The 26,685-nt window shown below is 63.5% G+C and carries 14 protein-coding genes; 5 read left to right on the forward strand and 9 right to left on the reverse strand.

Features of this window, described 5'->3' with window-relative positions; genetic code table 11:
- Nucleotides 1–7 precede the first annotated feature (7 nt).
- Complete coding sequence (locus P3T25_RS12585; RefSeq protein ID WP_027803023.1) at nucleotides 8–349, reverse strand: FKBP-type peptidyl-prolyl cis-trans isomerase; 342 nt, start codon at nucleotides 347–349, stop codon at nucleotides 8–10.
- 189 nt (nucleotides 350–538) lie between these two features.
- Between P3T25_RS12585 and P3T25_RS12590 the strand changes: the two genes are divergently transcribed.
- Together P3T25_RS12590 and P3T25_RS12595 are read left to right on the forward strand one after the other, a co-directional pair.
- Nucleotides 539–1,345, forward strand: coding sequence for a sensor histidine kinase (locus P3T25_RS12590; RefSeq protein WP_429358185.1), 807 nt, complete (start codon nucleotides 539–541; stop codon nucleotides 1,343–1,345).
- A 94-nt stretch (nucleotides 1,346–1,439) separates the two neighbouring features.
- Entirely contained in the window at nucleotides 1,440–2,783 is a 1,344-nt protein-coding gene (locus P3T25_RS12595; protein ID WP_054034925.1) for a hemolysin family protein, read from the forward strand.
- Nucleotides 2,784–2,867: 84 nt separating this feature from the next.
- On the opposite strand, the gene treY is transcribed toward P3T25_RS12595, so the two are convergent.
- From treY to P3T25_RS12635, 8 genes are all read right to left on the reverse strand, one after another.
- A complete protein-coding gene (gene treY, locus P3T25_RS12600; protein WP_154557939.1) occupies nucleotides 2,868–5,738 on the reverse strand; it encodes a malto-oligosyltrehalose synthase in 2,871 nt (956 codons plus the stop codon).
- Nucleotides 5,735–7,936, reverse strand: coding sequence for a 4-alpha-glucanotransferase (malQ, locus tag P3T25_RS12605; protein ID WP_168435517.1), 2,202 nt, complete (start codon nucleotides 7,934–7,936; stop codon nucleotides 5,735–5,737). The genes treY and malQ overlap by 4 nt, the downstream gene beginning before the upstream one ends.
- Nucleotides 7,933–9,852, reverse strand: a complete 1,920-nt coding sequence (gene treZ, locus P3T25_RS12610) for a malto-oligosyltrehalose trehalohydrolase (RefSeq protein ID WP_154557938.1) — start codon at nucleotides 9,850–9,852, stop codon at nucleotides 7,933–7,935. Before treZ ends, malQ begins: the two co-directional genes overlap by 4 nt.
- Nucleotides 9,853–9,881: 29 nt before the next feature.
- Entirely contained in the window at nucleotides 9,882–12,101 is a 2,220-nt protein-coding gene (glgX, locus tag P3T25_RS12615; RefSeq protein WP_154557937.1) for a glycogen debranching protein GlgX, read from the reverse strand.
- A gap of 98 nt (nucleotides 12,102–12,199) precedes the next feature.
- On the reverse strand, nucleotides 12,200–14,410 hold the full coding sequence (gene glgB / locus P3T25_RS12620; RefSeq protein ID WP_154557936.1) for a 1,4-alpha-glucan branching protein GlgB: 2,211 nt from the start codon (nucleotides 14,408–14,410) through the stop codon (nucleotides 12,200–12,202).
- A complete protein-coding gene (treS, locus tag P3T25_RS12625; protein ID WP_154557935.1) occupies nucleotides 14,403–17,864 on the reverse strand; it encodes a maltose alpha-D-glucosyltransferase in 3,462 nt (1,153 codons plus the stop codon). Before treS ends, glgB begins: the two co-directional genes overlap by 8 nt.
- On the reverse strand, nucleotides 17,861–21,313 hold the full coding sequence (locus P3T25_RS12630) for an alpha-1,4-glucan--maltose-1-phosphate maltosyltransferase (RefSeq protein WP_154557934.1): 3,453 nt from the start codon (nucleotides 21,311–21,313) through the stop codon (nucleotides 17,861–17,863). Before P3T25_RS12630 ends, treS begins: the two co-directional genes overlap by 4 nt.
- Nucleotides 21,314–21,787: 474 nt before the next feature.
- Nucleotides 21,788–22,450: a DUF1345 domain-containing protein gene (locus P3T25_RS12635; RefSeq protein ID WP_154557933.1), complete on the reverse strand. Its 663-nt coding sequence runs from the start codon at nucleotides 22,448–22,450 to the stop codon at nucleotides 21,788–21,790.
- Between the two features lie 367 nt (nucleotides 22,451–22,817).
- Between P3T25_RS12635 and P3T25_RS12640 the strand changes: the two genes are divergently transcribed.
- The 3 genes from P3T25_RS12640 (at nucleotide 22,818) to P3T25_RS12650 (ending at nucleotide 26,630) form a co-directional block, all read left to right on the forward strand.
- Nucleotides 22,818–23,468, forward strand: coding sequence for a sugar dehydrogenase complex small subunit (locus P3T25_RS12640; RefSeq protein WP_154557932.1), 651 nt, complete (start codon nucleotides 22,818–22,820; stop codon nucleotides 23,466–23,468).
- 112 nt (nucleotides 23,469–23,580) lie between these two features.
- Nucleotides 23,581–25,182 carry a GMC family oxidoreductase gene (locus P3T25_RS12645; protein ID WP_154557931.1) on the forward strand — a complete coding sequence of 534 codons (1,602 nt, stop codon included), beginning with the start codon at nucleotides 23,581–23,583 and terminating at the stop codon, nucleotides 25,180–25,182.
- Between the two features lie 20 nt (nucleotides 25,183–25,202).
- A complete protein-coding gene (locus P3T25_RS12650) occupies nucleotides 25,203–26,630 on the forward strand; it encodes a c-type cytochrome (protein WP_429358186.1) in 1,428 nt (475 codons plus the stop codon).
- The last annotated feature ends 55 nt before the right edge of the window (nucleotides 26,631–26,685 follow it).

The raw sequence follows: 26,685 nt of genomic DNA on the forward strand, positions 1-26,685 counted from the left end.
GAAAAACTTAGACGCCGAGCAGTTCGACTTCGAATACGAGCGTTGCATTCGGCGGAATCACGCCGCCTGCGCCACGCACGCCATAACCGAGTTGCGGCGGAATCGTCAGCTTGCGCGTGCCGCCGACCTTCATGCCTTGCACGCCTTCGTCCCAGCCCTTGATGACCATGCCGCCGCCCAGCACGAACGCGAACGGGTCGTTGCGGTCCTTGCTCGAGTCGAACTTCTGGCCGTCGGTCAGCCAGCCCGTGTAGTGCACGCTGACGGTCTTGCCGGCCACCGCTTCGGCGCCAGTGCCTTCAACGATGTCTTCGTATTTCAGGCCGGATTCGGTAGTCACAGTCGACATGTGTCGCTCCTTAGATCAAAAACGTAAAAACCGACATTGTAGGCGTGTTGGCGTCGCATCGCCGAGGATTGCCGTGTGGTATGCGGTTTGCGTTCAGGTTAGCCATCCGGCCAGGCTGGTTGCGCTGGGCGGCATGCCTATAATGGGACTTCTTTTAACATTTGATGCACCGCCTGAGAGGGTTCGATCGTGACAACGCCTTCCACCGGGACCGCCGGCGCACCGCCGGTTCCTTCCGGCTTCGCCGTATCCGAACGCACCGCACGCCTGCGCGCGGAGACCGCGCTGTTTATGCGCGATCACGTGCTGTCGCTGGTGTCGCATGATCTCCGTGGCCCGCTGAACGCCATCCATAGCTGGGCGTACGTGCTCGAGCGTAAGCTCGATGCCAACGACCCGAATTCGCAACGCGCCGTCACCGGCATTCGCAACGGTGTGGAACAGCAGGTGAAGTTGCTGGAGACGATTGTCGACGCCACGCGCGCCGAGACCAAATCGCTGGAACTGGCGTTTGCGCCGTTTTCGCTGCATCCGCTACTCGATGAAACCGTTGACGAAGTCCGTTCCGGGCTGGCGCACGCGCGCGGAGTCGAGGTCACGGTCGAGTCGCACCTCGCTACCGAGCAGCTCAACGGCGACCGTGAGCGCCTGGCCGCCGCGCTGTGGCTGATGCTCACATTTGCCGTCGAAGCGAGCACGGAGGGCGCCGCGGTCACGCTGGCCGCACGCGTGGACGCCACCAGGTGGTACGCCACTGTCACCTTCAATCAAAACGCCGCTGCACTGAACGATCCGGCGGTGCCGCATTTGCTGGAAGCCTTTGCCCGCAAACAGGCGCGCGAGCCGCGCGAAGCCAAACGGGTCGCGTGGGTATTCGCGCTGTGCAAACGCGTTGCGGAAGCGCACGGCGGCAGTTTCGAGCAAAGCGACGCGCCTGAGAGCGAAGCGGCGACGCTCGCGCTACATGTGCCGCTGAGTGCAACGACAGCAACGTGAGCGGCGGCTGTCGACCCGCGTTCGTGCACGCGATTAACTTTCAGCTTGCTTTCGCCATTTATACTGACAACTTTTGTTGCCGGAGCCCGTCGCTTTGATCCAGGTTGTCGCCCTTATCGGTGCATTGTTTCTCGTTGCCCTCAACGGTTTTTTCGTCGCCGCCGAATTCGGTCTGGTGAAGCTGCGGCAGACGCGCGTGCAGAGCCTCGCGGCCAAACACGGTATGCGTGGGCGTTTGCTGGCAAAGGTGCATGGTCGGCTCGACGCGTATCTGTCGGCCTGTCAGCTCGGCATTACGCTGGCGTCGCTTGGGCTCGGCTGGATTGGTGAGCCGGCGTTCGCGGAACTGCTCACGCCGGTGTTCAGCCTGCTCGGCGTCGAGTCGGAGAAGCTGATCCACGGCATCTCGCTGTTCTTCGCGTTCTCTTGTATTTCGTTCCTGCACATCGTGGTGGGCGAGCTGGCGCCGAAGTCGCTGGCGATTCGCGAGGCGGAAAAGGTTTCGTTGTGGGCCGCCACGCCGTTGTACGGTTTCTACTGGGCGATGTATCCGGCGATCTGGGTGCTCAATACGAGCGCCAACGCGGTGTTGAAGCTCGCGGGCCTCGACGCGGACCATGGCCACGACTCGCATTATTCGACCGACGAACTCAAGCTGATCCTGCGTGGCCGCCGAGCCAACGTCGCGACTGAACTCGGTGCGCCGGATGGCGCATACAGCCAGGACGAATGGAACACGATTGCGCATTCGCTGGATTTTTCGCGCATGACCGTCTCGGATCTGATGCGTCCGTCCTACGAAATGGTCGGCCTGCGGCGCGATTTGCCGTTGCGCGAAAACATGCAGGTCGTGGCGCGGCACCGCTTTAGCCGCTATCCGTTGTTCGAAGACGCGTCCGGCGAGCGCGTGGCCGGCATGATCCACTTGAAGGATTTGCTGCTGGCGCGGCACGCGGGCAGCACGCTCGACGACCTCTCCAAATATGCGCGACCCGTGCAGTACGTAAAACCGGACATGCCGGCGCTTGAACTGTTTCGCCGCTTCCGCAAGGGCGCGCCTCACTTTGCACTGGTTGGTCACAAGAACTCGAAGCCGATCGGGTTTCTGACGCTGGACAATCTGCTCGGCGCGCTGGTTGGGCAGATCCACGACGAATTCCGCCAGGGCGACGCCGACTGGACGCGTATGGACGACGGCACGCTGATGGGCAAGGGCAGCTTGCCGGTGGTGTCGTTGGAACGCGCGCTCGGAATCGACATTGACGAGGGCAAGGCCGAATCGGTCGGCGGCCTCGTGATTCAGGCGCTCAACGATCTGCCTACCGAAGGGCAGCGCGTCGAGTTCGATCGGTTCGACGTGGTGGTCAAGAAGATGAAGGGGCCGCGCATCGTGCTCGTGCGCGTTTATCCGAAGACCTACGACGACGAAGGCGGTTGAACGGCTTATTTGCTGAGTCCGTCTCAGGTCCACTGAAACATTGCTCTGCATACGATCTTCAAAAGATCTTCTAAAAATCACAGATCAACTACGTGGCACGCCGTCCTCCACCAACACCGCGATAGGCATCGCGCTCAACGCATCGCGCAGATAAAGCAAACCGTTTTCGTCGACCTTGGGCGCCGCCGGACTCAGCCAGTCGAACAGCGCCCGCGCGGCCAGATCCGCAGGCATTTCGATCGCCGTATCGCCCCATTTGGCCGGATCGACCATCGGCAAATCGCCGCCATTGCCTTCTGCGCCGAGCAACCCGGCAGCAAGCCGGCTCGCCACCACCACGGCCCACGCATTCCCATGCCGCCGTGCAAACGCGATCACATTCGACGCATGCGCACCGCGCACTGCAAGCGGCAGATACGCACTCTGACTCAACAACTCCGGCAAATGCGCGCGCAACGCCAGCATGCGCTGCACTACCGAGAGCTTTACCCGGCCATCGTGCCAGTTCGCCAGAAACTCCGAAGGCGGTGTTTGTGCGAGCCACGCCTCACGCCTCGCAAAATCGACGGGCCGGCGATTGTCTGGATCGACCAGGCTGAAGTCCCACAACTCAGTACCCTGATAAAGATCGGGAATCCCAGGCGACGTCAGCCGCAACACGGTCTGCTGCAAACTGTTGAGCGCACCGGCGCGTCCAATCCGCGCCACGAACGCGGACAACTCGCGCAGGAAACCATTGCGCCGCTGCGGCGCCAGGATATCGAACAGGAAATCGCGGCAACCGGCCTCATAGGCTTCATCGGGTGCGAGCCAGTTGGTCTGCAGCTTCGCTTCCCGTAGCGCCTTCAATTGCCATTGCGCGACGCGCTCAGCCAGTTCCTTGACGCCCGCTTCATCGTCCGGTTTTAAATCCGGTGGCCAACTGCCCACCAAGGTCTGATACAGCATCGCCTCGGCGGCGGGGCCTGGCGCCCAATCGTAGCTTGTGTCGTGGCTCACGCTGCTGATCGGCTTACCGTCGAGCGCACGCCGATGCGGCGCGTTCAAGGTCGACCACGCCCGCAACGTCGTGCTCCAGTCATGAGAAATCTCGCTCAACACGGCAAGGCGCGCACGCACGTCTTCGCCACGCTTGTGATCGTGCGTGGCCGTGGCGAGCATCGCGTGAGGAAAGCGCTGCGAACGTTCGAGATTCGCCGCATGAAATTGCGCGACCGACAGAGCAAACTCGCCCGGGTCCGAGCCGACTTCGTTGCGCGATAGCAAGCGTCCATAGCGATAGCACGCTGTATCTTCAATCGCCTTTGCGGCGACGGGTGCGGTCAATTGCGAAAACAGCGTCTGCGCAGTGCGCCGCGCGGAACCTGCTTGACTTGGCGGGGCGCCATTCGAACCTTGCTGTTGCGATTGCGCATTGCCGCGTGCGTTCGGCACCTCTTCAGCACTGCCGCCAAGCCACGCGTTCACGCGGTCGAGCACCACGTAGTCCGCGCGCGAAAGCGTCTCTCTCGCGCCTGCTAGCGCCTGCTCGAAATACACGTTGTCGGCAGCGCTGCGCAGCCCGTTCTGTGGATAGACCCGATACACCGGAAAATGCACGACCAGTTCGGCCAGCACGCGCCGCAGCGCGGTGAAGGTGAAATCGCGCGTGGTCAGCGAATCACGGGCAATGCGGTGCAGCGCGCGCGCCGCGCGGTCCAGTTCCGCCGAGAGGTTCTCCGCGAGAATCTTGCGTCGCGCGGCCAGGGCTTCGTCGGCGAAGCGCGGGCTGCGGCCGGTGAGTTCGGCCCACGTCTGCGCGAGCGGCTCGGCGCCGGCCGGATCGTGCAGCAGCGCGCCCACGTCGTTCATGAAATCGTAGCCGGTCGTGCCGTCGACGGGCCAATCGTCGCGCAGCGGCTCGCCACGGCTGAGAATTTTTTCGACGACCACATACGGCGCGGTGTCGCGCAATTCGGTGAGGCGCTGCCGCAGGCGCTGGCAGTACTCGCGCGGTTCAGCGAGACCGTCCACGTGGTCGATCCGCAAACCATCCACCACACCTTCCTGATACAGACGGAAAATCAGCGCGTGCACGGCCTCGAACACTTCGGGCCGCTCCACGCGCACGCCGGCCAGCGTCGAAATGTCGAAGAAACGTCGCCAGTTCACTTCGTCCGAAGCGGTGCGCCACCACGCGAGGCGGAAGTGCTGCCGTTCGATCAATCGATGCAAACGGTCACGCGTCACCGGGTCCGCGGGCGAATACGATTCCAGCACCAATTCGATCGCTGAGCTGCCGCTTTGCGCGACGAATTCGCGCAGCATGTCGCGTCCTTCGCCGGCGCGCGGCTGATCGGCAGGCTGCGTCGTCAGGCCCTGGAAACGTTCGGCCAGTGCGGCGAGATCGGCGCGGTCCGCGCTTTGCAGAATCGCCGCGTAGTCGATTGGGCACACCGGAAACATATGCGGCCCGTAGCCGATATAAAAGCGCCCGCTGTCGGCCGCAAAATGCAGCGCAATCCGGCCGGCCGCGAGTTCCTCGCCGTACGGCGCGCCGAGTGCCGGCGCCAGCACCTTGCCGCGCAAGGCCGGATCGGGCGAATGCCAGTCGACATCGAAGTGGCGAGCGTACGCGCTGTGCCGGCCCCATTCGAGGATATCGAGCCACCAAGCGTTGCTCGAACCGCCGACTCCCATGTGGTTCGGCACCACGTCGACGATCAACCCCATGTTGTGCGCGCGCAGTTTATCGGCGAGGCGTTTCAAGCCCGCTTCGCCTCCGCATTCAGCGTTGACCTGGGTGTAGTCGACGGTATCGTAGCCATGCATCGAACCCGGCTCGGCGGTGGTGATGGGCGACGCGTACACGTGGCTGATGCCGAGCGCGGCGAAGTAGTCGACATGCTTTGCGGCATCGTCGAAGGTAAAGCCTCGATGGAACTGGAGGCGAAGCGTGGAGCGCGGGACGGTCATGGCGTATCAGGCTCCGAAGAAACGTTGGAAGCAGCAGGAACGGTGGCGCCGCGGCGCGCGCGGTCGACCGCCAGCAGGCGATCGCTGAAGGTGCCGTCCTCGAACAATGCGTCGATGGGCAAGATCACGCGGCGGCGCCAGTTCGGATGCTCGTCGATCGAGCCGGGCAAATTCGGCTGCTCGACCAGTGCGAGCAAATCTTCGAGCGGGAAAGTGACGAGCGGCCCGGGCGTGGCGGCTACGAAGGCGAGCGCTTCATCCACGGGCGCCTTGTCGGGCGGCGGCGCGTCCACGTCCGGCGCGGCGACGCCGGCTTGCTGGAACGCGCGCCATAACAGCGCGCGATCGGCGGCGCGTTCTTCCTGTGCCACTTCCTCCGCGTCGCGGCCATCGGCGCGCGCCATCGTCTGACCGATCCGGTTGCGCCACGTGATGTCGCTGCCGCGCCACCAGCCCGCCACGGTCGGCAGATCATGGGTCGTGGTGGTGCCGACAGCGTTGCGGTCCCACGCCTGCGGCGGCTTGAAGCCCCTGCCGCCTTCCGCGCCTTCGAACCACAGCACGCGAATGCCGGCGAGACCGTGCTCGTCGAGCCGCTCGCGAAAACCGGGCGGCACAGTGCCGAGATCTTCGCCGATCACGATCGCGCGATGCCGCCATGATTCGAGCGCGATCAGCCGCAGCAGGTCTTCGAGCGGATAGCGCAGATAGGCGCCGTTGCGCGCGCTCTCGCCCTCGGGCACGAGCCACAGGCGCCGCAAGCCGAGAATGTGGTCGATGCGGATGCCGCCCGCATGCGCGAACGCCGCGCGCAGCATGTCGATGAATGCGGAGAAGCCCTGCGTGCGCATCGCGCGCGGCGAGAAGGTGGTGAGCCCCCAAGCCTGTCCGGCCTGGTTGAACAGATCGGGCGGTGCGCCCACTGAAATACCTTGCAGCATGTCGTCGCGGTACGACCATGCATGGCTGCCGGCACTATCGCACCCGACGGCGAGGTCGGCGATCAGGCCGACCGCCATGCCGGCGTCGCTCGCTGCATGCTGCGCGTGCGACAAGCCCTTGGCGGCGAGCCATTGCAGAAACAGATGAAAGTCGACTTCATGCCGATGCGCTTCGGCAAAGGCTTCAACTTCCGGACTGCGCGGATCGCGCAACGCCTCGGGCCAGTTGCGCCAGTGGCCATTGCCGCCCTCCTGAGCCAACTGCACCGCCTGCAGCGCTTCGAAACGCGCGTGGTCTTCGAGCGCACGGCCGGCACGTTCGCAGAAACCATGAAATTCGAGCGCACGCGGCGTGTCGTGCGCGCGCTCCTGGGTGCAGAAGTTCTCGTACAGCGCGCGCAAAACCTTCAGCTTCAGCACGACCGCGTTCGGCCAGTCGATCAGCGGCAAGTCTTCGAGTGCCGGCCATGCTTCGGTGGCCCGCGCGACCTCAAGCGCGGCGCGCGCGGCTTCGGCGCCGAACACCGCGGTGGGGTCGATATGCGTGACGTTCAACCACAAACGCGACGACGGCGAATACGGACTGAAGCGATTCGGCTCGGCACTGAACATCGCGTGCGTCGGACTGACGGCGAGCGCATGCGCGCCACGCTTTGCGCTTTCAATCGCCATTTGCGCGAGGGCCGTATAGTCGCCGATGCCGCCATCGCCCGTGCGGCGCAAGCCGTATAACTGCGCGGCGATACCCCACAACAGCGGCGTTTGCGTCGTGGTGCCGTCGTGCAGCGTGCGCCATGCATCGGCGACGGTATAGCAGCGCGACGGCGCGACGGCCAAAGTCATGCGTTGTTCGTTGATCACCAGCGTGTGATAGCCGGGCTCGTCGATCGGTGTGAGCAACGCTTCCTCGCCTTTAGGCGCCGTGAAGCGACCGTCGATGATCGAGCCGCTTTCGAGTTCGATCCGGTAGTGACTGCCGGATTTGATCGCCGCGGCAGGCAGCGCGATGCCGCGCTCGACCTCCGCCGTCATCAGCGGGGGCAGTTTGCGGCCGGACAGTTCCGCTTCGAGCGCGGCGGCGCTGTGCCGGATCTGCGTGGCGTTACCGCACGGTAAACCCATCCGGTCGAGCAGCACGGCGAGTGTGCTCTCGGGTACGTGTTGCGTCGAATGGTGCGCATCCCGCCACTCGACTTCGAAGCCAGCGCGCGTGGCAAGGGTCACGATCGTATCGTTTGGACGGCGGGTGGCACTCACGCGTTGTGCTCCTGTTGGCCGGCGATGCGGGCATCGTGGCCGATGGCATAGTCGCTGACGTCGCCGGTCACCCACGCGACGAACGCGAATGATGGCAACACCTTGGCGTCGATCTGCTCCCGCACGCGCGGCGGTGTTTCGAAAATCACTTTGCCGGCAGGCAGATCGGGGAACGCCACGTTCTCCTTCGAGAGATTCAACGCAATCGACAAGGTTTCGCCGTCGGTGAGTTTCCAGCGGGCAATCAGCGCATTGGCGTCGCCGCCGTTTGTGGCGGTCAACACGGTCGAGCCACACGCTTTGGCATGTTTCAGACGCGGCGTGATCAGCTTCGCCCGCACGGCGAGCGCGGATTTGTAGAAGTGCATCCACTCGAGGCGGTCTTTCGCGCTGGCATCCGCAGCGGCGCCTTGAATGGGCTCAGGCGGCGACGAGGCTGTAAAGGTCTGCACGTCGTTCGGATCGGGAATCTGCGCGCGACGCTTTTCATCGCTGAACGCCGAAAAGCGTGCGAATTCGCGACGCCGCCCTTCGCGCACGGCGTCGGCGAGCTCGCCGGTGTAGTCGGTGAAAAACAGGAACGGCTGGGTCGAGCCGTATTCCTCGTCCATGAACAGCATGGGGATATGCGGCGACAGCAGCAGCAAACCGGTGGCGGCGCGCAAGGCATCGTCCGACGTCAGCTTGCGCAGGCGCTCGCCGAATGCGCGATTGCCGATCTGATCGTGATTCTGCAAGAACATCACGAACGAGGTGGGCGACAGATGCCGGCTTGCTTCGCCGCGCGGCGCGCCGTCGTGAATCGGCGACGGGTCGCCTTGATACGCGAAACCTTCCGACAACACGCGCGCAAGGCGACGGATCGGCTGATCCTCGTATGCGTGGTAATAGCCCTCCGTTTCGCCCGTCAGCAGAACGTGCAGCGTGTTGTGCGCGTCGTCGTTCCACTGCGCGTCGAAATGCGTTTCAAGCAGGCTCGCGCTGTTGTGTTCGTTTTCCAGCACCAGATGCACATGCCGGCCGTGCTGCACTTTTGCGCGGATATGGTCGGACAATTCGCGCAGCCATGCGTGATTGTCGATGGCATGCACCGCGTCGAAACGCAGGCCGTCGAGACGATATTCGTTGATCCAGTAGACAGCGTTGTCGATGAAGAAATCGCTCACTTCACTGCGGTCGAAATCGATCGCCGGGCCCCACGGCGTGTGCGTGCCTTCACGGAAAAACGAGCGGGCGTATTGGTGCAGATAATTGCCGTCCGGTCCGAAGTGGTTGTAGACCACGTCGAGAAATACCATCAGGCCGAGACCGTGCGCGGCGTCGATCAGCGCTTTCAGTTCTTCGGGGCGGCCGTACGCGGAATCGGGCGCATATGGCAGCACGCCGTCGTAGCCCCAATTGTGGCGGCCGGGAAAGTCGTTTAACGGCATGAGTTCGATGGCCGTCACGCCGAGCGCGACAAGCGTGGGCAGACGTTTCTGCACGCCCGCATAGCCGCCCATCGCGCCGACGTGCAACTCGTACAACACCGTTTCTTCCCACGGGCGACCGTGCCAGTTCGTATGTTCCCAGTGGTACGCGCGCGGGTCGATCACTTCGCTCGGCCCGTGCACGTCTTGCGGCTGGAAGCGTGACGCAGGATCGGGCACCGCATGCTCGCCATCGAGCCGGAAGCGATACAGTGTGCCCGCGCCGCTCTCGACGGTGGTTTCGAACCAGCCGTTGCCGGCAGGCGTCATGTCGTGCGCGCCCTGGGCCGGTCCGTTTTCGATCTCCACCTGGACCGTCTTGCACGAAGGCGCCCAGAAACGGAACCGCGTGCGCGGCTTCGCGCCCGTAGCGCCTAGCAACTGTGCGCTGAACGGCAGGCAATGCGCGTGATGATGCGCGTGAGGATCAATCGGACATTCGGACATGATTCATCACCATTCGATATGACTTTCGCCTACGTGGTCGGCGACGTATCGCTGCTCGGCGGATGCGCACCCGGATCGGGCGGCAGCGCGGTCAACAGCCGCGGCCCGTGCTGCGCGCCGGCTTTCCAGCCCGCCTGCCAATCCGCTTCGCCAATGGGCTGCGCCGCCAGCATCACGAGGCTATGCGCGGCCACTTCGACCTCCGGCACTGCCAACCGATGCGGCGCGCTTTCCGGCTCAGCCGTATCTAGCAGCACATGCCATTCCAGGTGTGGCGCGGGCGGTGTGAAACGCCGTGTTTCGTCCGCAGCATTGAGCATCATCAACAATACTTCCGTTTCGTTATTCAAGCCTGGACCCGCGCGCCGCAGCGTGAACGCGCGGCCTTCGGGGTCCTGCCAGGCTTCGATAGTGAGCGGATCGCCGTGTTCATCGAACCAGCCGACATCGAACAGGCCCGGCAAGACTTCGCGATCGCCGAACAGAAAGCGCGTTTCGCGCAGCAGCGGATGCTGTTTGCGCAGCGCGATCACGCGCGCGACGAACGTGGTCATCTGACGGCCGTCGGGCGACTCCGCGCGCTCCCAGTCAAGCCATGATAGTTCGTTATCCTGGCAGTACGCATTGTTGTTGCCGTTCTGCGTCCGCAGCGATTCGTCGCCTGCCAGCACCATGGGTGTGCCGAGCGCCATCAGCAACGTGGCGATCAGCGAGCGGGCCACGCGTTTGCGGGTTTCGAGGAGGACCGGATCGTCGGTCGGGCCCTCTACACCCCAATTGCGACTACAGTTTTCGTTGTGGCCGTCGTTGTTGTCTTCGCGATTGGCCTCGTTGTGCTTGTGCTCATACGCGGTGGTATCGGCGAGCGTAAAACCGTCATGCGACGTGACAAAGTTGACCGATGCCCACGGTTTCCTGAAACGCCGGTTGAACAGATCCGCGGAACCGGTGAGACGCGCGGCAAGATCGGGACGCAGGCCCGCGTCACCGCGCCAGAAGCGGCGCACTGTATCGCGGAAACGATCGTTCCATTCGGCGAAGCCCGGTGGATGGTTGCCGAGTTGATAACCGCCAGGGCCGATGTCCCATGGCTCGGAAATCAGCTTGCGTTGCGACAGGATCGGATCCTGGCGCAACGCGTCGAAGAAACCGGAGCCGGGATCGAAACCATGCTGCTCGCGGCCGAGCGTCACGCCGAGATCGAAACGGAAGCCGTCGATATTGAACTTCGTCGACCAGTAGCGTAGCGAATCCATCACCATCTGCAGCACGCGCGGATGCGGCAGGTTCACGGTATTGCCGCAGCCGGTGTCGTTGATATGGTGGCGTTCGTCGCCGGGAATCAGGCGGTAGTAGCTCGCGTTGTCGAGGCCGCGCCATGAGACGGTCGGCCCCATCTCGTTGCCTTCGCAGGTGTGGTTGTAGACCACGTCAAGAATCACTTCAATGCCGGCCGCATGCAACTGACGAACGGCGATGCGCATTTCATCGAGCCGGTGCGAACTCAGATACGACGGCTCCGGTGCAAAAAATGCCGCGGTGTTGTAACCCCAGTAGTTGCGCAGGCCGCGCTCCACCAGAAAGCGGTCGTTCAGAAACGCATGCACGGGCAGCAATTCGACGGCGGTCACGCCGAGCTTCAGTAAATGCTCGATGAATTCCGGCGACGCGAGCGCGGCAAACGTGCCGCGTTCGTGCTGGCGCAAATCGGGGCGCAACATCGACACGCCGCGCACATGCGCCTCGTAGACGACGGTTTCGCCCCAAGGCACATTCGGGCGCTTGTCGTGCGACCAGTCGAAGGCTTCGTCGATCACGACGCACTTCGGCATGGCCGGCGCCGAATCGCGCCGGTCGATGGACAGGTCGGCGCGATTCGAATGCACACGGTAACCGAATAGCGCATCGGACCAGCGAAACTGCCCGACCAGTTTGCGCGCATACGGATCGAGCAATAGTTTGTGCGGATTGAAACGATGTCCGTGCTGCGGCTGGTACGGCCCATGCGCACGAAAGCCGTATGCCGTGCCGGGGTGCGCATTGGGCAAATAGCCGTGCCAGATTTCGTCGGTGCATTCGGGCAGCGTGAAGCGCCTGATCTCCTTGCGGCCGGTGGGATCGAACAGGCAAAGCTCGATTTTCTGCGCATTCGCCGAGAACACCGCAAAGTTGACGCCGAGGCCATCCCAGCTAGCGCCGAGCGGATAGGGCGAGCCGGGCAGAAGCCGGTCGGGCATTGCATGCGACATGATTCCCCTTCCTTGTTCTGTTTTATGAACGCTATCGTGGGACTTCATGCAACGGGCGCGCGGCCTGGCCGCCGCGCGCCCGTCTTACAACACTTCTATCAATCTGCGCGCAAAACGATCGTTGCCAAAGGTGGCAGCGTCAGCGCAGCGGAATGCGGCCAGCCGTGGCTCAAGACGTTGTCGGTGTGGATCAGCCCGCCATTGCCCATGTTCGAGCCGCCGTACACGCCGGCATCCGTATTCAGCACTTCTGTCCAGCGGCCGCCGCGCGGCATCCCCATCCGGTAACCGACCCGCGGCACCGGCGTCATATTGCACACCACCACCAGTTCGCGGCCTTCGCCATCGGTGCGGCGGTAGGCATACACGCTGTTGCCGTTGTCGTCGCCAACTAGCCATTGGAAGCCGCCCGGCTCGCTGTCGAGCAAATGCAGCGCGGGCTCATGGAGGTACAGATGGTTCAGGTCGCGCACGAGCTTCTGCACACCGTGATGGTTCGGATCGTCGAGCAGATGCCAGTGTGGCGACGTGTCGTGATCGAATTCCGCCATCTGGCCGAATTCGCCGCCCATGAACAGCAGCTTCTTGCCCGGATGCGTCCACATGAAGCCGAAGTACGCACGCAGGTTGGCGAATTTCTGCCACCGGTCGCCGGGCATCTTGCCGAGCAGCGAGCCTTTGCCGTGTACCACCTCGTCGTGCGAGAGCGGCAACACGAAGCGCTCGGAATATGCGTACACCATCCCGAAGGTCATCATGTGGTGATGGTATTGGCGGTAGACCGGATCTTCTTCCATGTAGTGCAGCGTGTCGTGCATCCAGCCCATGTTCCACTTGAACTGGAAGCCGAGGCCGCCGTCTTCGAGGTGTGCAGTCACGCCCGGCCACGCGGTCGATTCCTCGGCGATCGTGATCGCGCCCGGCACGCCCGGCACATAGCCGACTTCATGATTCAGCCGCTTCAGAAATGCGATCGATTCGAGATTTTCGCGCCCGCCGTGGATGTTCGGCACCCACTCATCGGCGGCGCGCGAATAGTCGCGATACAGCATTGAGGCGACCGCATCCACACGCAGGCCGTCGACGTGATAGCGCTTCAACCACGCGAGGCCCGATGCCACCAGGAACGCGCTCACCTCGTTGCGGCCGAGGTTGTAGATCATCGTGTTCCAGTCCTGGTGATAGCCTTCGCGCGGATCAGCGTGCTCGTAGAGCGGCGTGCCGTCGAAATCGATCAGGCCATGCGCGTCGTTCGGAAAGTGCGCCGGTACCCAGTCGAGAAGCACGCCGAGGCCGGCCGCGTGCGCCTTGTCGACGAACAGGGCGAACTGCTCGGGCTTGCCGAAGCGTGCCGAAGGCGCGAACTGTCCGAGCGGCTGATAGCCCCACGAACCGCCGAACGGATGCTCGGCGATCGGCATGAACTCGACATGCGTGAAGCCCATGCTTTTCACGTACGGAATCAACCGGTCCGCGAGTTCTTCCCACGTGAGCCCGCGCTGGCCCTCTTCGGCGACGCGCAGCCACGATTCGGCATGCACTTCGTAGATCGAGATCGGCGCGCGCGGGGTCTGTTTGGCGGCGCGCGACTGAATCCAGTCGTGATCGGTCCATTCAAACTGCTCGATCTCCTCGACATGTGCGACCACCGATGCGGTGCCTGGTGGCAATTCCGTCTGCATCGCACACGGGTCGGCCTTGAGCGGCAACGGATGGCCGTCACGGGCGAGCAATTCGTACTTGTAGCGCGTGCCCGGGCCGACGCGCGGCACAAACAATTCCCACACGCCTGCCTGATGGCGCAGCCGCATCGGATGACGGCGACCATCCCACGAATTGAAGTCGCCGACCACCGAGACGCGCCGCGCGTTCGGCGCCCAGACGGCGAAGCGCACGCCTGGCACGCCGTCCACTTCCATCGGACGCGAGCCGAGGCATTCGAGCACCGCGTACGGGTCGCCACCGGCCAGACGGCCCAACGGCTCGTCGCCGAGAACGGGGCCGAACGAATACGTGTCTTCGATTTCCTGCACGGTGCCATGCCAGTCGATGCGCAGGCGATAGGGCGCGGAAGACGTGATGCGGCCGGCAAACAGCCCCGGCCTGAGTTGCTCGAGCTCGCCGAGCATTGCGCCGTTGGTGCGTGAAATCACGGTGACGTGCCTGGCGTTCGGCAACAGCGCGCGCACCACCGGACCCGCGTCCGTCCGATGCATGCCGAGCTGCGAGAAAGGATCGGGGTGACGCGCTTCAACGAGCGCGTCGATATCGAGTGTTTGGAGGCCTGCGGCCGGATCGTGCTCACTCATAGTCGCCCTCGGCCGGATTAGGCGATGCGGCGGCGTTTGGCGCCTGGGTTGAAGGATCGTGCTGCGGATTGCCGGTGTCACCGAGCAAGCGGCTGGTGAGCGAGGCGAGGCCGCGTACCGGCAAACTGAGCCACGTTGGACGATTCGCCGCCTCGTAACGGATTTCATAAGCGGCTTTCTCGATCAGGAACAGATCGAGCAAGGCCTGTTCGGCTTCGGGCGCTACCAGCGGCGTCGGCGAATCCGCGATGGCGGCGCGGTATTCCTTGAGGAACGTCTCGGTAGCATGCGCACGGAAACGGTCGAAGAGCGCGCGCTTGCGATCGGCAGTTTGCTGTGGCGCACTTTCCATCGTGGACTGCGCCGCGGCGCTCGCATACGACAGCGAGCGCAACAAGCCGGCCACGTCGCGCAACGGATTCGACTTCTGACGCCGTTCCTCCAGCGTACGCGCGGGTTCGCCTTCGAAGTCGATCAGATACGCGTCGCCCTGCGCGACCAGCACCTGACCTAGATGGAAGTCGCCGTGAATGCGGGTACGCAGCGCACCCGCATCGCCCGACACCAGCTTGCTGACCGCAGCGACCAGCGCGGCGCGACGGTCGATCAGGCTTTGTGCCAATGCCTGGGTGTCCGGATCGCTCATCTGTTCGATGCGCGGCGCGAGCAGATCGAGCGCGCCGGCGAGCATGGCTTGCGTGCCGGCGACCCACGCCTTCACCTGCTCGGCGCTGGCGAGTTCCGGTGCGAATGCCGGGTCGTCGGAAGGTGACGCAAGCGCCATGTGCAGTTCGCCAAGCCGCTTACCAATGGTGCCGGCCAACGCGCTGTAGCCTTCCATGAGAATCGTTTCGTTGTCGCGGTCCGGCGATTGCCCGTCCGTATCGACGGCGATCGCGAGTTCGTCCACCGAGCGGCGCAGGTAGTCCAGCGACCAGTTCCAGGCGTCGCCCTGATTGTCGATATAGCCTTGCAAGATAGCGAGTGTATGCGGCACGCCTTCGGGATCGACGCGCACCACTTCACCATACAGCGGTGCGGTGTTCGCGTAGCCGAGCTGGGTCAAATAGCGGCTGATTTCCGCTTCCGGATGAACGCCGCTCACCAGGCGCCGCACCAGTTTCAACACCGCGGCATCGGCGATGATCAGCGAGCTGTTGCTTTGCTCGGCCGCCAGCCAGCGGATTTCGGGCCGCTCACCGATATCATTGAGTTCGGAGAAACGCTCGGTGGGGAGGAACTTGATCTCGCTCTTCTGTACGGTCGGCACGACCGCGCGTTCGCGCAGCTTGCGCATCACGCCATGAGCGAAGATGGGCAGCGCGAACGCGTCCGTCAGATGACCGACGTTGCGGCCGCGGCGCACGCGCGCCAAGGCGAGTTGCATGAACAGCGGCGTGGTGGTCTCGCCGCCCCACGTGATCGCGATGGGCACGACGTAGCGTTCGGTGTGATCGCCCACGTCGGCTTCGATTTCGGTGAACGCGAAACCGCCGTTGGGGATCGTCGTCAACGCGGCGAGGCGCACCGCGTGCATCTTCTGATCCTTCGAGGCAAACCAGCGGCGTCGGCTCAGCCAGGACGGCAGCACTTCGGATTCGAGCAGGCGGACGTTTTCCGGTGTCGGGCCGACCTGACCCTCGCGGATCACGATCGTGACGAACTCGGGCAGCGGTTCGGAATGCGCTTGCGCCCATGTCGGACGCTGGCCACTAGAGCAGAGCATGAACCACAGGAAACCGTACGGCGGGAAGGTCAGCAGATAAGTGAGCTGGCCGATTGCCGGGAACACGGAATCGGCAGTCATTTCGATCGGCACCGAGCCGTTGAATTCGGATAGATCGAGTTCAACCGCCTGCGGTGCGCGCGACAGGTTGGCTACGCACAATATTGGCGGCTCGCCTGGCAGTTCGCGCAGATACGCAAGGATCTTGCGGTTTTCCGGCTTCAGGAATCGGATTGTGCCGCGTCCGAAAGTTTGTTTCGCACGGCGCGTGGCGAGCATGCGCCGGGTCCAGTTCAGCAGCGAATGCGGATCGCGGCTTTGCGCTTCGACGTTGACGGCGTCGAAGCCGTACAACGAACCCATCACCGGCGGCAGCACTAGTTGTTCAGGATCGGCGCGCGAGAATCCGCCATTGCGATCCGACGACCATTGCATCGGCGTGCGCACGCCGTCGCGGTCGCCGAGGTGGATGTTGTCGCCCATGCCGAGTTCGTCGCCGTAATAGATCACGGGCGTGCCGGGCATCGACAGCAGCAGCGAATTGATCAGCTCGATGCGACGGCGATCGCGCTCCATCAGCGGTGCGAGGCGGCGGCGAATGCCGAGGTTCAGGCGCGCGCGGCGATCGCTCGCATAGGTGTTCCACAGGTAATCGCGCTCTGAATCCGTGACCATTTCGAGCGTCAGTTCATCGTGATTGCGCAGGAAAATCGCCCACTGGTTCGTTTCCGCAAGATCCGGCGTCTGCCGCATGATGTCGGTGATCGGAAAGCGATCCTCGCTCGCGATCGACATATAAATGCGCGGCATCAGCGGGAAGTGGAACGCCATGTGGCATTCGTCTTCGTCGCCGAAATATTCCTTCACGTCTTCCGGCCACTGGTTCGCTTCGGCGAGCAGCATCCGGTTCGGATACTCGGCGTCGATCGTTGCGCGGATCTTCTTCAGCACCGCGTGCGTTTCAGGCAGGTTCTCGTTATTGGTGCCTTCGCGTTCGACCAGATACGGCACCGCGTCGAGCCGCAGCCCGTCGATGCCCATGTCGAGCCAGAAGCGCATCACCTGCAGCACTTCCTTCAGCACGGCCGGATTGTCGAAGTTCAGATCGGGCTGGTGCGAGTAGAAGCGATGCCAGTAATAAGCGCCCGCGACCGGATCATGGGTCCAGTTCGACGGTTCGGAATCGATGAAGATGATCCGCGTTTCCTGGTACTTCTGATCGGTTTCGGACCACACGTAGTAGTTGCGATGATTCGACCCCGGCTTCGCGCGACGGGCGCGTTGAAACCACGGGTGTTGATCGGACGTGTGGTTGATCACCAGCTCCGTAATCACGCGGATGCCGCGTGCGTGCGCTTCCTGAATGAAGCGCTTCACGTCCGATAGTTGGCCGTAGTCCGGATGCACGTTGCGGTAATCGGCGATATCGTAGCCGTCGTCGCGCCGCGGCGACGGATAGAACGGCAGCAGCCAGATCGCATTCACGCCGAGTTCGGCAATGTAGTCGAGCTTCGCGATCAGGCCCGGAAAATCGCCGACGCCGTCGTTGTTCGCGTCGAAGAATGACTTGATGTGCACCTGATAAATGATGGCGTCTTTATACCAGAGCGGATCGTCGCTGAGCGCGGCGGGTTTGCCGCGCCGCGATGTCCGCGCTTTCGCCGCGCCGCTGGCGGCTGTACTCGTGTGGGTCTGCGACGTGCTTTGGGCTGGATCTTCACGCTTCATGTCGCACCTTCCGTAGGGGTTGGGTTGCCAGCGTCGTCTGCGTGATAGTCGCTGTCGGCATCATCCGGGCGTTCAGCGGGTAGGCCGCCGAGCGGCGCGATGCGCCAGATCGAAAACGGTTGGCCTGAACCGAGGCGGACGTGCTGCCAGCGGCCGTGCCATTCGAAACGCGCACCGGTCATCTGATCGGTCACTTCCAGCGCGCCATGGTCGTGCAGATTCCAGTGGTTGAAAGTGTCCCACGACAATTCGATATCCGCGCCCTGTTCGTTGAACGGATCGAGATTGATCGCCACCAGGATCACGTTGTCGCGTGCTGCGGTCGCTTTTTCGAAGAACAGGATGTTGTCATTGTGCGCCGTGAGTAACGTGAGGCCGAGATGCGTTTGCAATGCCGGGTTTGCACGGCGAATCCGGTTCAATGCAGTGATCTCGCCGACGATGTTGCCGGGCCGGTTCCAGTCCCATGCGCGCAGTTGATACTTTTCGGAGTCGAGATATTCCTCGCTGTTCGGCAGCGCAGCGGCCTCGCACAATTCGAAACCGCTATACAAGCCCCATAAACCGGCGAGCGTGGAGGCCAACGCGGCCCGAATCAGAAAGCCCGAACGCCCTGACGACTGCAAATGCCGCGGGTTGATGTCCGGTGTATTGACGAAGAAATTCGGCCGGTAGAAATCACGCGCGCTGGTTTGCGTGAGTTCGGTCATGTACTCGATGAAGTCGCGCTTCGACTCGCGCCACGTGAAATACGTGTACGACTGCGAGAAGCCGATCTTGCCGAGCCGGTTCATCATACGCGGCCGCGTGAAGGCTTCGGCGAGGAAGATCGTGTCGGGATAGCGCGAGCGCACATCGTCGATCACCCATTCCCAGAACGGCAGCGGCTTGGTGTGCGGATTGTCCACACGGAAAATGTGCACGCCCGCCTCGATCCAGAACAGGAAGACGTCGCGCAGCGCGAGCCACAAATCGGGCTTGGCGTCGTGCGCATAGAAGTCCGGATTGACGATGTCCTGGTACTTCTTCGGCGGATTTTCCGCGTAACGCAGCGTGCCGTCGGGGCGCCAGGCGAACCACGTTGGATGCTCCTTCAGCCACGGGTGATCCGGCGAGCACTGGATCGCGAAGTCGAGCGCGATTTCGAGGCCGTGCGCGTGGGCGGCGGCCAGCATCTGCTTGAAGTCGTCGAGCGTGCCGAGTTCGGGATGCACGGCGGTGTGGCCGCCCTCGACCCCACCGATCGCGTACGGGCTGCCGACATCGCCCGGCTGTGCGGTCAGCGTATTGTTGCGGCCTTTGCGATTGGCGACGCCGATCGGGTGGATCGGCGGGAAGTACAGCACGTCGAAACCCATGTCGCGGATGCGCGGCAGTTTCGTGACGACGTCAGCGAAGGTGCCGTGACGCGATTCGTCGTCGCTCATCGAACGCGGGAAGATTTCGTACCAGCTTGCAAAGCCTGCCGCGGTGCGTTCGGCGTCGATCTTGTAGACGATTGGATCGCGGCTCAGGAACGGGCGGTGGCGCGCGGCGGTCATCGCCTTCGCGGTGGTCGGCGCGAGCAGCAGTGCGAGCTTGGCCTCGGGATCGGCCTTGGTGAAGACCTTGACGATATGTTCGAGCGGCTCGCCTATCGTACCCTCCGCGCCTTCCGCGGTTTCCACTTCGGCGAGCACCAGGGCGAACAGATGCGTGGCTTCGTCGAGTTCGAGTTCGACGGTTTGGCCCGCCTTCAGCTTCTTCTGAATATGCTCGACCAGCGACGCAAAGTCGTCGCGCCATGCGATCACGGTGAACTCGTGACGGCCCATGCGCTCCAGCGGAATGCGCGCTTTCCAGATATCGAGGCCGGCCGGCTGTGCGGGGCTCATCGGTACTTCGTGCCAGGCGGTTTCGTCAGCGGCGCGCCAGACGACGGCGGCGGCGATCTTGTCGTGGCCTTCCGCGAAGATCGCGGCGGTGACTTCCGCGCGCTCGCCCACCGTGCGCTTGGCGGGGAAGCGTCCGTTATCGACCGAGGGTGTCACGCTCTCGATCGCCACGCGCGGCGCGCCGATCGCTTCGAGCACGGTCTTGCGGCCACTGCGCTTGCTGTTCGCCTTGTCGATAGGCGGCGCGAGACGGATCGGTTCATCGGCGACCCCGCGGAACAAACTGACGGCGCCGGGTGCGAGCGTGAACGGCGTCAGCGTGGCGGGCGTGGCATGCGCGGACGCGTCGAGCGGGACGAAGCGCGTGAAGTTGCCCGGTACGCCCGTGAGGAAGCGGGCTGGATCGACGCGCACAGGCGCACCGAGTTCGGGGTTGATGGCGATCAGGATTGCTTCGCCGGCGTCGCGCAGATCGGGTGCGTCGGCGCGCAGCAAGACGGCCGCGGGCGCGCCGGGCCCGCTTAGCGGGCGCAATTCGCCGTTGGCATGCAGCGTTTTTGTATTGCGCGCCACGTCGTTCACATGGCTGATCTGTTCCGAGAGATCGAATCGCTTCGACCGGCAGGCCAGCGCAAACTGCGCAACGTCGCCGCGCGTCTGCGACATGGGCTCGGTGATGCCATATTCGAAGCCCATCGGCATCATCCAGCCGGTGCCGGTCGAGGCCGACGCGAACAGCGCGCGCCGGTAGGCCCGCTCGACGATGGCGGCGTCGTGCGCATCGCTGAGATCGGCAGCGAGGCGGGTGCCGTAAGGCGCTTCGGGAAACGCGATGGGTGCGGCGATGCGGGCGAGCGCGGCATGCTCTTCCACCATCCAGCCGGCGCGGAAGTCCCACCAGCGCACTGACGAGAACACACTGTCGAAGCCCGCGCCAGCGAGGCCGAGCAGATCGCCACGCGCGAGACCCGGCGTCGCGGCGAGGAAACGCACCTCAGGATGCTTTGCGCGAACCGCGTCGCCGAGTTGCCGCCAAACCGCGGCCGGCACGCGATGCGGCGAATCGAACCGGAAGCCGCCGACACCGGCGTCGGCCAGCGCCAGCAGTTGCTGCGTCCACCAGCCGACTAGCGCAGCGCTGCCGGCGGTGTCGTTGAAGTTGGCATACGCGACGTTGTCCTCGTGATGGACGTGGCGCGGATCGAGCCGCGCCTCTTCGGACTCGAATGGGTGGAACCAGCCGGCATGTTCGGCGTACAGCGCGCCATCGGCGGCCATCCGGTCGATCACCAGATCGACCAGCAAGGTCAGACCGTTCTGGCGTGCGGCGTGCGCGAGCGTACGGATCGCCTCCGTGGCGGGTTGCTGAGTCTCGAATGCCGGATGCAGCCGGCCGTGGTTGCCAACCACCTGTGCGTGACCCGCGCGGCCCGGCTCGAAGAGGCCGCCGATCAGCGCGTGATCGAAGCCCAGTCCGGCTGCGTGAGCGAACTGCGCAGGCCATGCATCGAGCGGCCCAACGAGAAGTGAATGGAAAAAGTAAATCCGCGGCGCGTACCCGTTTGGGGATTCCATCGGTCGTTTCCAGATTCGTCCTGCTGCGGTGTGGATGCAATTGACATGCGATCACAGCGCTCATTGGGCTTCCAGAGCCGGATACCGCGCGATGCGTGAAGCGAGGGCGCGTACTGGTCAATGTAGTGCAAAGATCGTCACGCCGCTGGCCAGTAAGGGGTGCTTTGACGCCAGGCGTCGATGGCACGGGGCCGGCCAGAACTATTCGCAAGACGCAGCAAACGTTGTGCCAGTGCGTTCTGGACTGAAGCGGAAGGGTGGCGGCGCGCGCGCCCTAAGGGGAGGCGCGACGGACGGCCGGACGCGGTGGGCGCGCGGTGGCGGGTGGCTTGCGTGTAAAACGGACGGGCCTCGCCCGGGTTTTACACGGGGTGGCGCGACGCGGGCGCGGGGGCCGCCGGGGCCGCAAAAGGCGAAGTGGCGGCCGGCGGGGCAAGCGTCGAGGGGAAAAGGCTTTTAAGGAAGCTCGGCGGGTCAGGAGCCGAGCAAGCCCGCTGCGATGTTCACGCACAAGCCGAGCACGGCGACGTTGAAGTAGAACGCCAGGATCGACTGCGCGAGCGCGGCACGGCGAATCGATCGTGAGCGCAGCACCACGTCTGAGGTTTGCGAGGCCACGGCGATGGTGAACGAGAAGTACAGGAAATCCCAGTAGTTCGGCTGGAGCTTGTGGTCGGGAAACAGCAGGGGGGTCTCCGCTGCATCCGGATCGTAGTAAAGCCGCGCGTAGTGCGATGTGAAAATGGTGGGGATCATGAACCAGGCGCCGAACATCGTGAGGCCGGTCAACAGGTAGTGCCATGCAGTCGAGGCGCCGGCCGTGCCCTTCGCCGAGGCCAGCTCGAGCACGATCGCGGCAATACTGGCGACCGTCGCGACGCAGATCACAACCAGCACCACTCCCGCGTTCTCGTCGTCGCGCTGCGCGAATTCGCGGACACGGCCTTCGTCGGCGGCGGCCATGTGCACCCACATGAGCAGGAGGTAGATCCACACCGCGGCATCCCAACCGGCCAGAACACGCACCATGGGGCGTGTGTGTTCAGGGGCCACCAGCGCTGCCACGAGGCCGACGGCGAGGCCGATCAGCATGCGGGGTCGATTGCGAAGAACCTGCGGATAATATTTTAGGAGCATGAGATATAGGGTGAAGGGCCGTCTGTGCCGCGGATTCTACTCGCGCTTCGGGCACCATTTGTCGAATGGGGGAATCACAGGCTATAGTCTTTCGCAACGGCCTTGCGGGCCGCTTTCAGTTGAAAGGCGATTGGCAGGCGGCGGGTTTTTCGCCGCGCGTGCCGCGCAGTCAGGCTGTTTTCACAAGGCTGTCATCGGCACAACGTAATGCGGCTCGCATCGGCATCATGCAGCCACACAAGACCGCTTAAGCGGCGCCAGACTAGGTTTGGGGTAGAGAAATCGACGCAGCGCGCCAACGGCATCACGCCACGGCGGCGTTGTCTGTTGAGAACAACTCACGATCAACTCACCATCTGGAGCCCCCATGACAGATGTTCCTGAGAATAAAGATGCGCACCATGACGTGACGCATCTGGCCAGGTTTCCGTCGCCAAAGTCCTCTTCGCCGCTTTCTTCGCCGGGATCCACTCGCTCATCTTCGCTGCATGCATCGTTTTCCGCCTCGCGCAGAGCCTGGGTGCTAGGCGCATGCGCAACGGCCGCGGCGCTCGCGTTTGCCGGGGCAGGCCGCTCGCTCTCGTGGATCGCGCCGGCGTTCGCTGACACCGCGCCCCCCGGTGGCGGACTCGATGCCTTCCTTGCGCTCTCGCAGCGTCTCACCGGTCACACGGGCTTCGACGCCGTGCTCGGCAAACGCGTCTACGACGCCCTCGCCAAATCCGACAGCCAGTTCTCCCAGAACGTCGCCGCGCTCAACACGTGGCTGCAAGGCCATGGCGGCGTGCCGTCCGATACGGTCACTCAGGCCTTGCAGGTCGATCAGCCGGCGCTCGCGAAATCCGTGAGCGCGATCATGCGCGCGTGGTATCTCGGTCTCGTGGGCGACATGCCGCATGTGGATGTGGTCGCTTATGAAAAAGCGCTGATGTTCGAGCCGGTCAAAGACGTGCTGACGATTCCGTCCTATTGCCGCGACGTGCCGTTCTACTGGACGCAGAAACCGGTGAGCGCCTGACCGATGTTCCTCTCACGCGTGCCTTGTCGTCGCATGGCCTGATTGAGCCGTTCGACGAAACGCCGGCACGCGAGATCAGCAAGCAAAGATAAGCCAGTAAATGAGGGCAACAATGGCAAACTCAAATTCCGCCGACATCGTCGTAGTCGGTTCGGGCGTGGCAGGTGGACTGGTCGCGCATCAAATGGCGCTGGCCGGCGCGTCGGTGATTCTGCTCGAAGCCGGGCCGCGCATTCCGCGCTGGCAGATCGTCGAGAACTTCCGCAATTCGCCGGCCAAGTCCGACTTCGCGACACCCTATCCCTCCACGCCTTACGCACCGCATCCCGAGTACGCACCCGCCAACAATTATCTGATCCAGAAAGGTGACTATCCGTACAACTCACAGTATGTGCGGCTGGTCGGCGGCACGACGTGGCACTGGGCTGCCGCTGCTTGGCGGCTGTTGCCGTCGGACTTCCAGTTGCACAAGCTGTATGGCGTGGGACGTGATTGGCCCTATCCGTATGAAACGCTGGAACCTTGGTATTCAGCGGCTGAAATGCAATTGGGCGTTTCCGGACCGGACAGCACGATCGATCTCGGTTCGCCGCGCTCCAAGCCCTACCCGATGAGCGCGTTGCCGCTCTCGTACATGGATCAGCGCTTTAGCGACGTGCTCAACGCACAAGGCTTCAAGGTGGTGCCCGAGCCGGTGGCGCGTAACAGCCGTCCGTACGATGCGCGGCCCACCTGCTGCGGCAACAACAACTGCATGCCGATCTGCCCGATCGCCGCGATGTACAACGGCGTGGTGCACGCGGAGAAGGCCGAACAGGCCGGCGCGAAGCTGATTCCCGAGGCGGTCGTGTACCGCGTCGAAGCGGACAACAAAGGGCTCATCACGGCCGTCCACTACAAGGACCCGAACGGCAACAGCACACGCGTGACCGGCAAGCTGTTCGTGCTCGCCGCGAACGGCATCGAAACGCCGAAGCTGATGCTGATGTCAACTTCCGACAAATTCCCGCACGGCGTTGGCAACAGCTCCGACCAGGTGGGCCGCAACCTGATGGACCATCCGGGCACGGGCGTCACCTTCCTCGCCAACGAACCGCTGTGGCCCGGACGCGGGCCGATGGAGATGACCTCGATCGTCAACTTCCGCGACGGCTCGTTCCGCTCCGATTACGCAGCGAAAAAGCTGCATCTGTCGAATGGCGTGCCGACCATGAGCGTGACCGCCGATCTGCTGAAACAAGGCCTCACCGGTGCCGAACTCGACCGGCAGATTCGCGACCGCGCGTCGCGCACGCTGAACATCAACAGTTTTCACGAGCATCTGGCGGAGCCGCAGAACCGCGTGGTGCCCTCGGCGGATCACAAGGATGCGCTCGGCATTCCGCAGCCCGAGATCTACTACTCGATCAACGATTACGTGAAGAAGAGCGCGGCGAACACGCATGAACTGTATGCGCAGATCGCCTCGCTGTTCGGCGGTGCCGAGGTCTCGTTCGATGATACTTTCGCGCCGAACAATCACATCATGGGTACCACCATCATGGGCAGCGATGCAGGCGATTCGGTTGTCGACGCGGATTGCCGCACACACGATCACTCGAATCTGTTCATCGCCAGCAGCGGCGTGATGCCGACTGCGGCCTCCGTGAATTGCACGCTGACGATCGCCGCCTTGTCGCTGAAACTGGCCGACAAGCTCAAGCGTGAAATCTGAGCCCTGAACGGAGAGCCACAATGACGAAGAACACCTCTCGCGTGCAGCCGGCCGATGCGCTTGTTCAGCGTGCGCGTCGTCAGCACTTCCGGGTGGCGACGCTGGCGGCCGTCTTTTCGCTGTTTGCGCTGTATGTCGCCTGGCACGAAGCGCATGGGCCGACCGCACGACATAACGACGAGCTGCCGATCACACAGGCCCACGCGGACAACGCTGCGCAACCGGACAATGCGGCGGCCACGCCGGCGGCGGCGACCAGCAGCGATCTCGTGAAACGCGGTGAATACCTTGCGCGCGCCGGCGATTGCGTCGCCTGCCACACCGCTGACAAAGCACGCCCGTTCGCGGGCGGCCTGCCGATCAACACACCGTTCGGTACGATCGTGACGCCGAACATCACGCCCGACCCAGATACCGGCATCGGCCAATGGAGCGACGCCGATTTTCTGCGCGCGATGCATGAAGGCGTTGGCAAGAGCGGCGAACGGCTCTATCCGGCGTTCCCGTACGCGGAATACACCAAGGTCACCGATCAGGACGTGCTGGCGATTCGCGCGTATCTGAACACGCTCACGCCGATCCACTACGCGCCGCCGAGCAACAGCCTGAAATTCCCCTTCAATCTGCGCTGGCTGATGGTGTTCTGGAACCTGTTCAATTTCGACGAAGGCCGCTTCGTGCCCGATCCGAAGCAAAGCGCCGAATGGAATCGCGGCGCGTATCTGGTCCAGGGTCTTGCGCATTGCGAGGAATGCCACACGCCGCGCAATTTCACGCAGGGCTTGAAGACGAGTTCGCGCTTCTCCGGCGCGGTGCAGGCCGGCTGGCATGCGTACAACATCACGTCGGACAAGACCAGCGGCGTGGGCAACTGGAGCGATGACGAGCTGGTGGCGTATCTGTCGACCGGCGCAGCGCCTGGTCGAGCCAATGCGGCGGGCCCCATGGCCGAGGTGGTGACCGACAGCACGCAGTATCTGACGCACGAGGACGTCCGCTCGATCGTCACGTATCTGCGCTCGGTGCCGCCGATCAACGGCGGCGAATCGCGTCCGCGCGACCAGTGGGGCAATCCCGCCGTCGACGATGTCACCGCGCTGCGCGGCACCAAGATCAATGCGGTGAACGGTGCGCAACTGTTCATCGCCAATTGCGCGACGTGCCATAACTGGACAGGTCAGGGTGTCGGCGCCAGCGCGCCGGGCGCGTATCCGTCACTGATTCACAACTCGGCGGTCGGCGCGAGCGACGCCAACAATCTGGCGATGGTGATCCTGCACGGCGTTAGCCGTACTACGAAACAGGCTGACGTGTTGATGCCCGCGTTCGGCACCCAGCTTACCGACGACCAGGTGGCGGCTATCACCAATTACGTCACCAAACAGTTCGGCAATCCGCAGTCCACGGTGACGGTGGATCAGGTCGCCAAACTGCGAACCCAGCAATAATGAGTGCGCGGCCGGCGCGTTTTCCGGTAAGTCCTGCCGGAGACGCGCCGTTCTT

Origin of the sequence: Paraburkholderia sp. GAS32 (assembly GCF_050434225.1) — a bacterium.
Lineage (GTDB): Bacteria > Pseudomonadota > Gammaproteobacteria > Burkholderiales > Burkholderiaceae > Paraburkholderia > Paraburkholderia madseniana.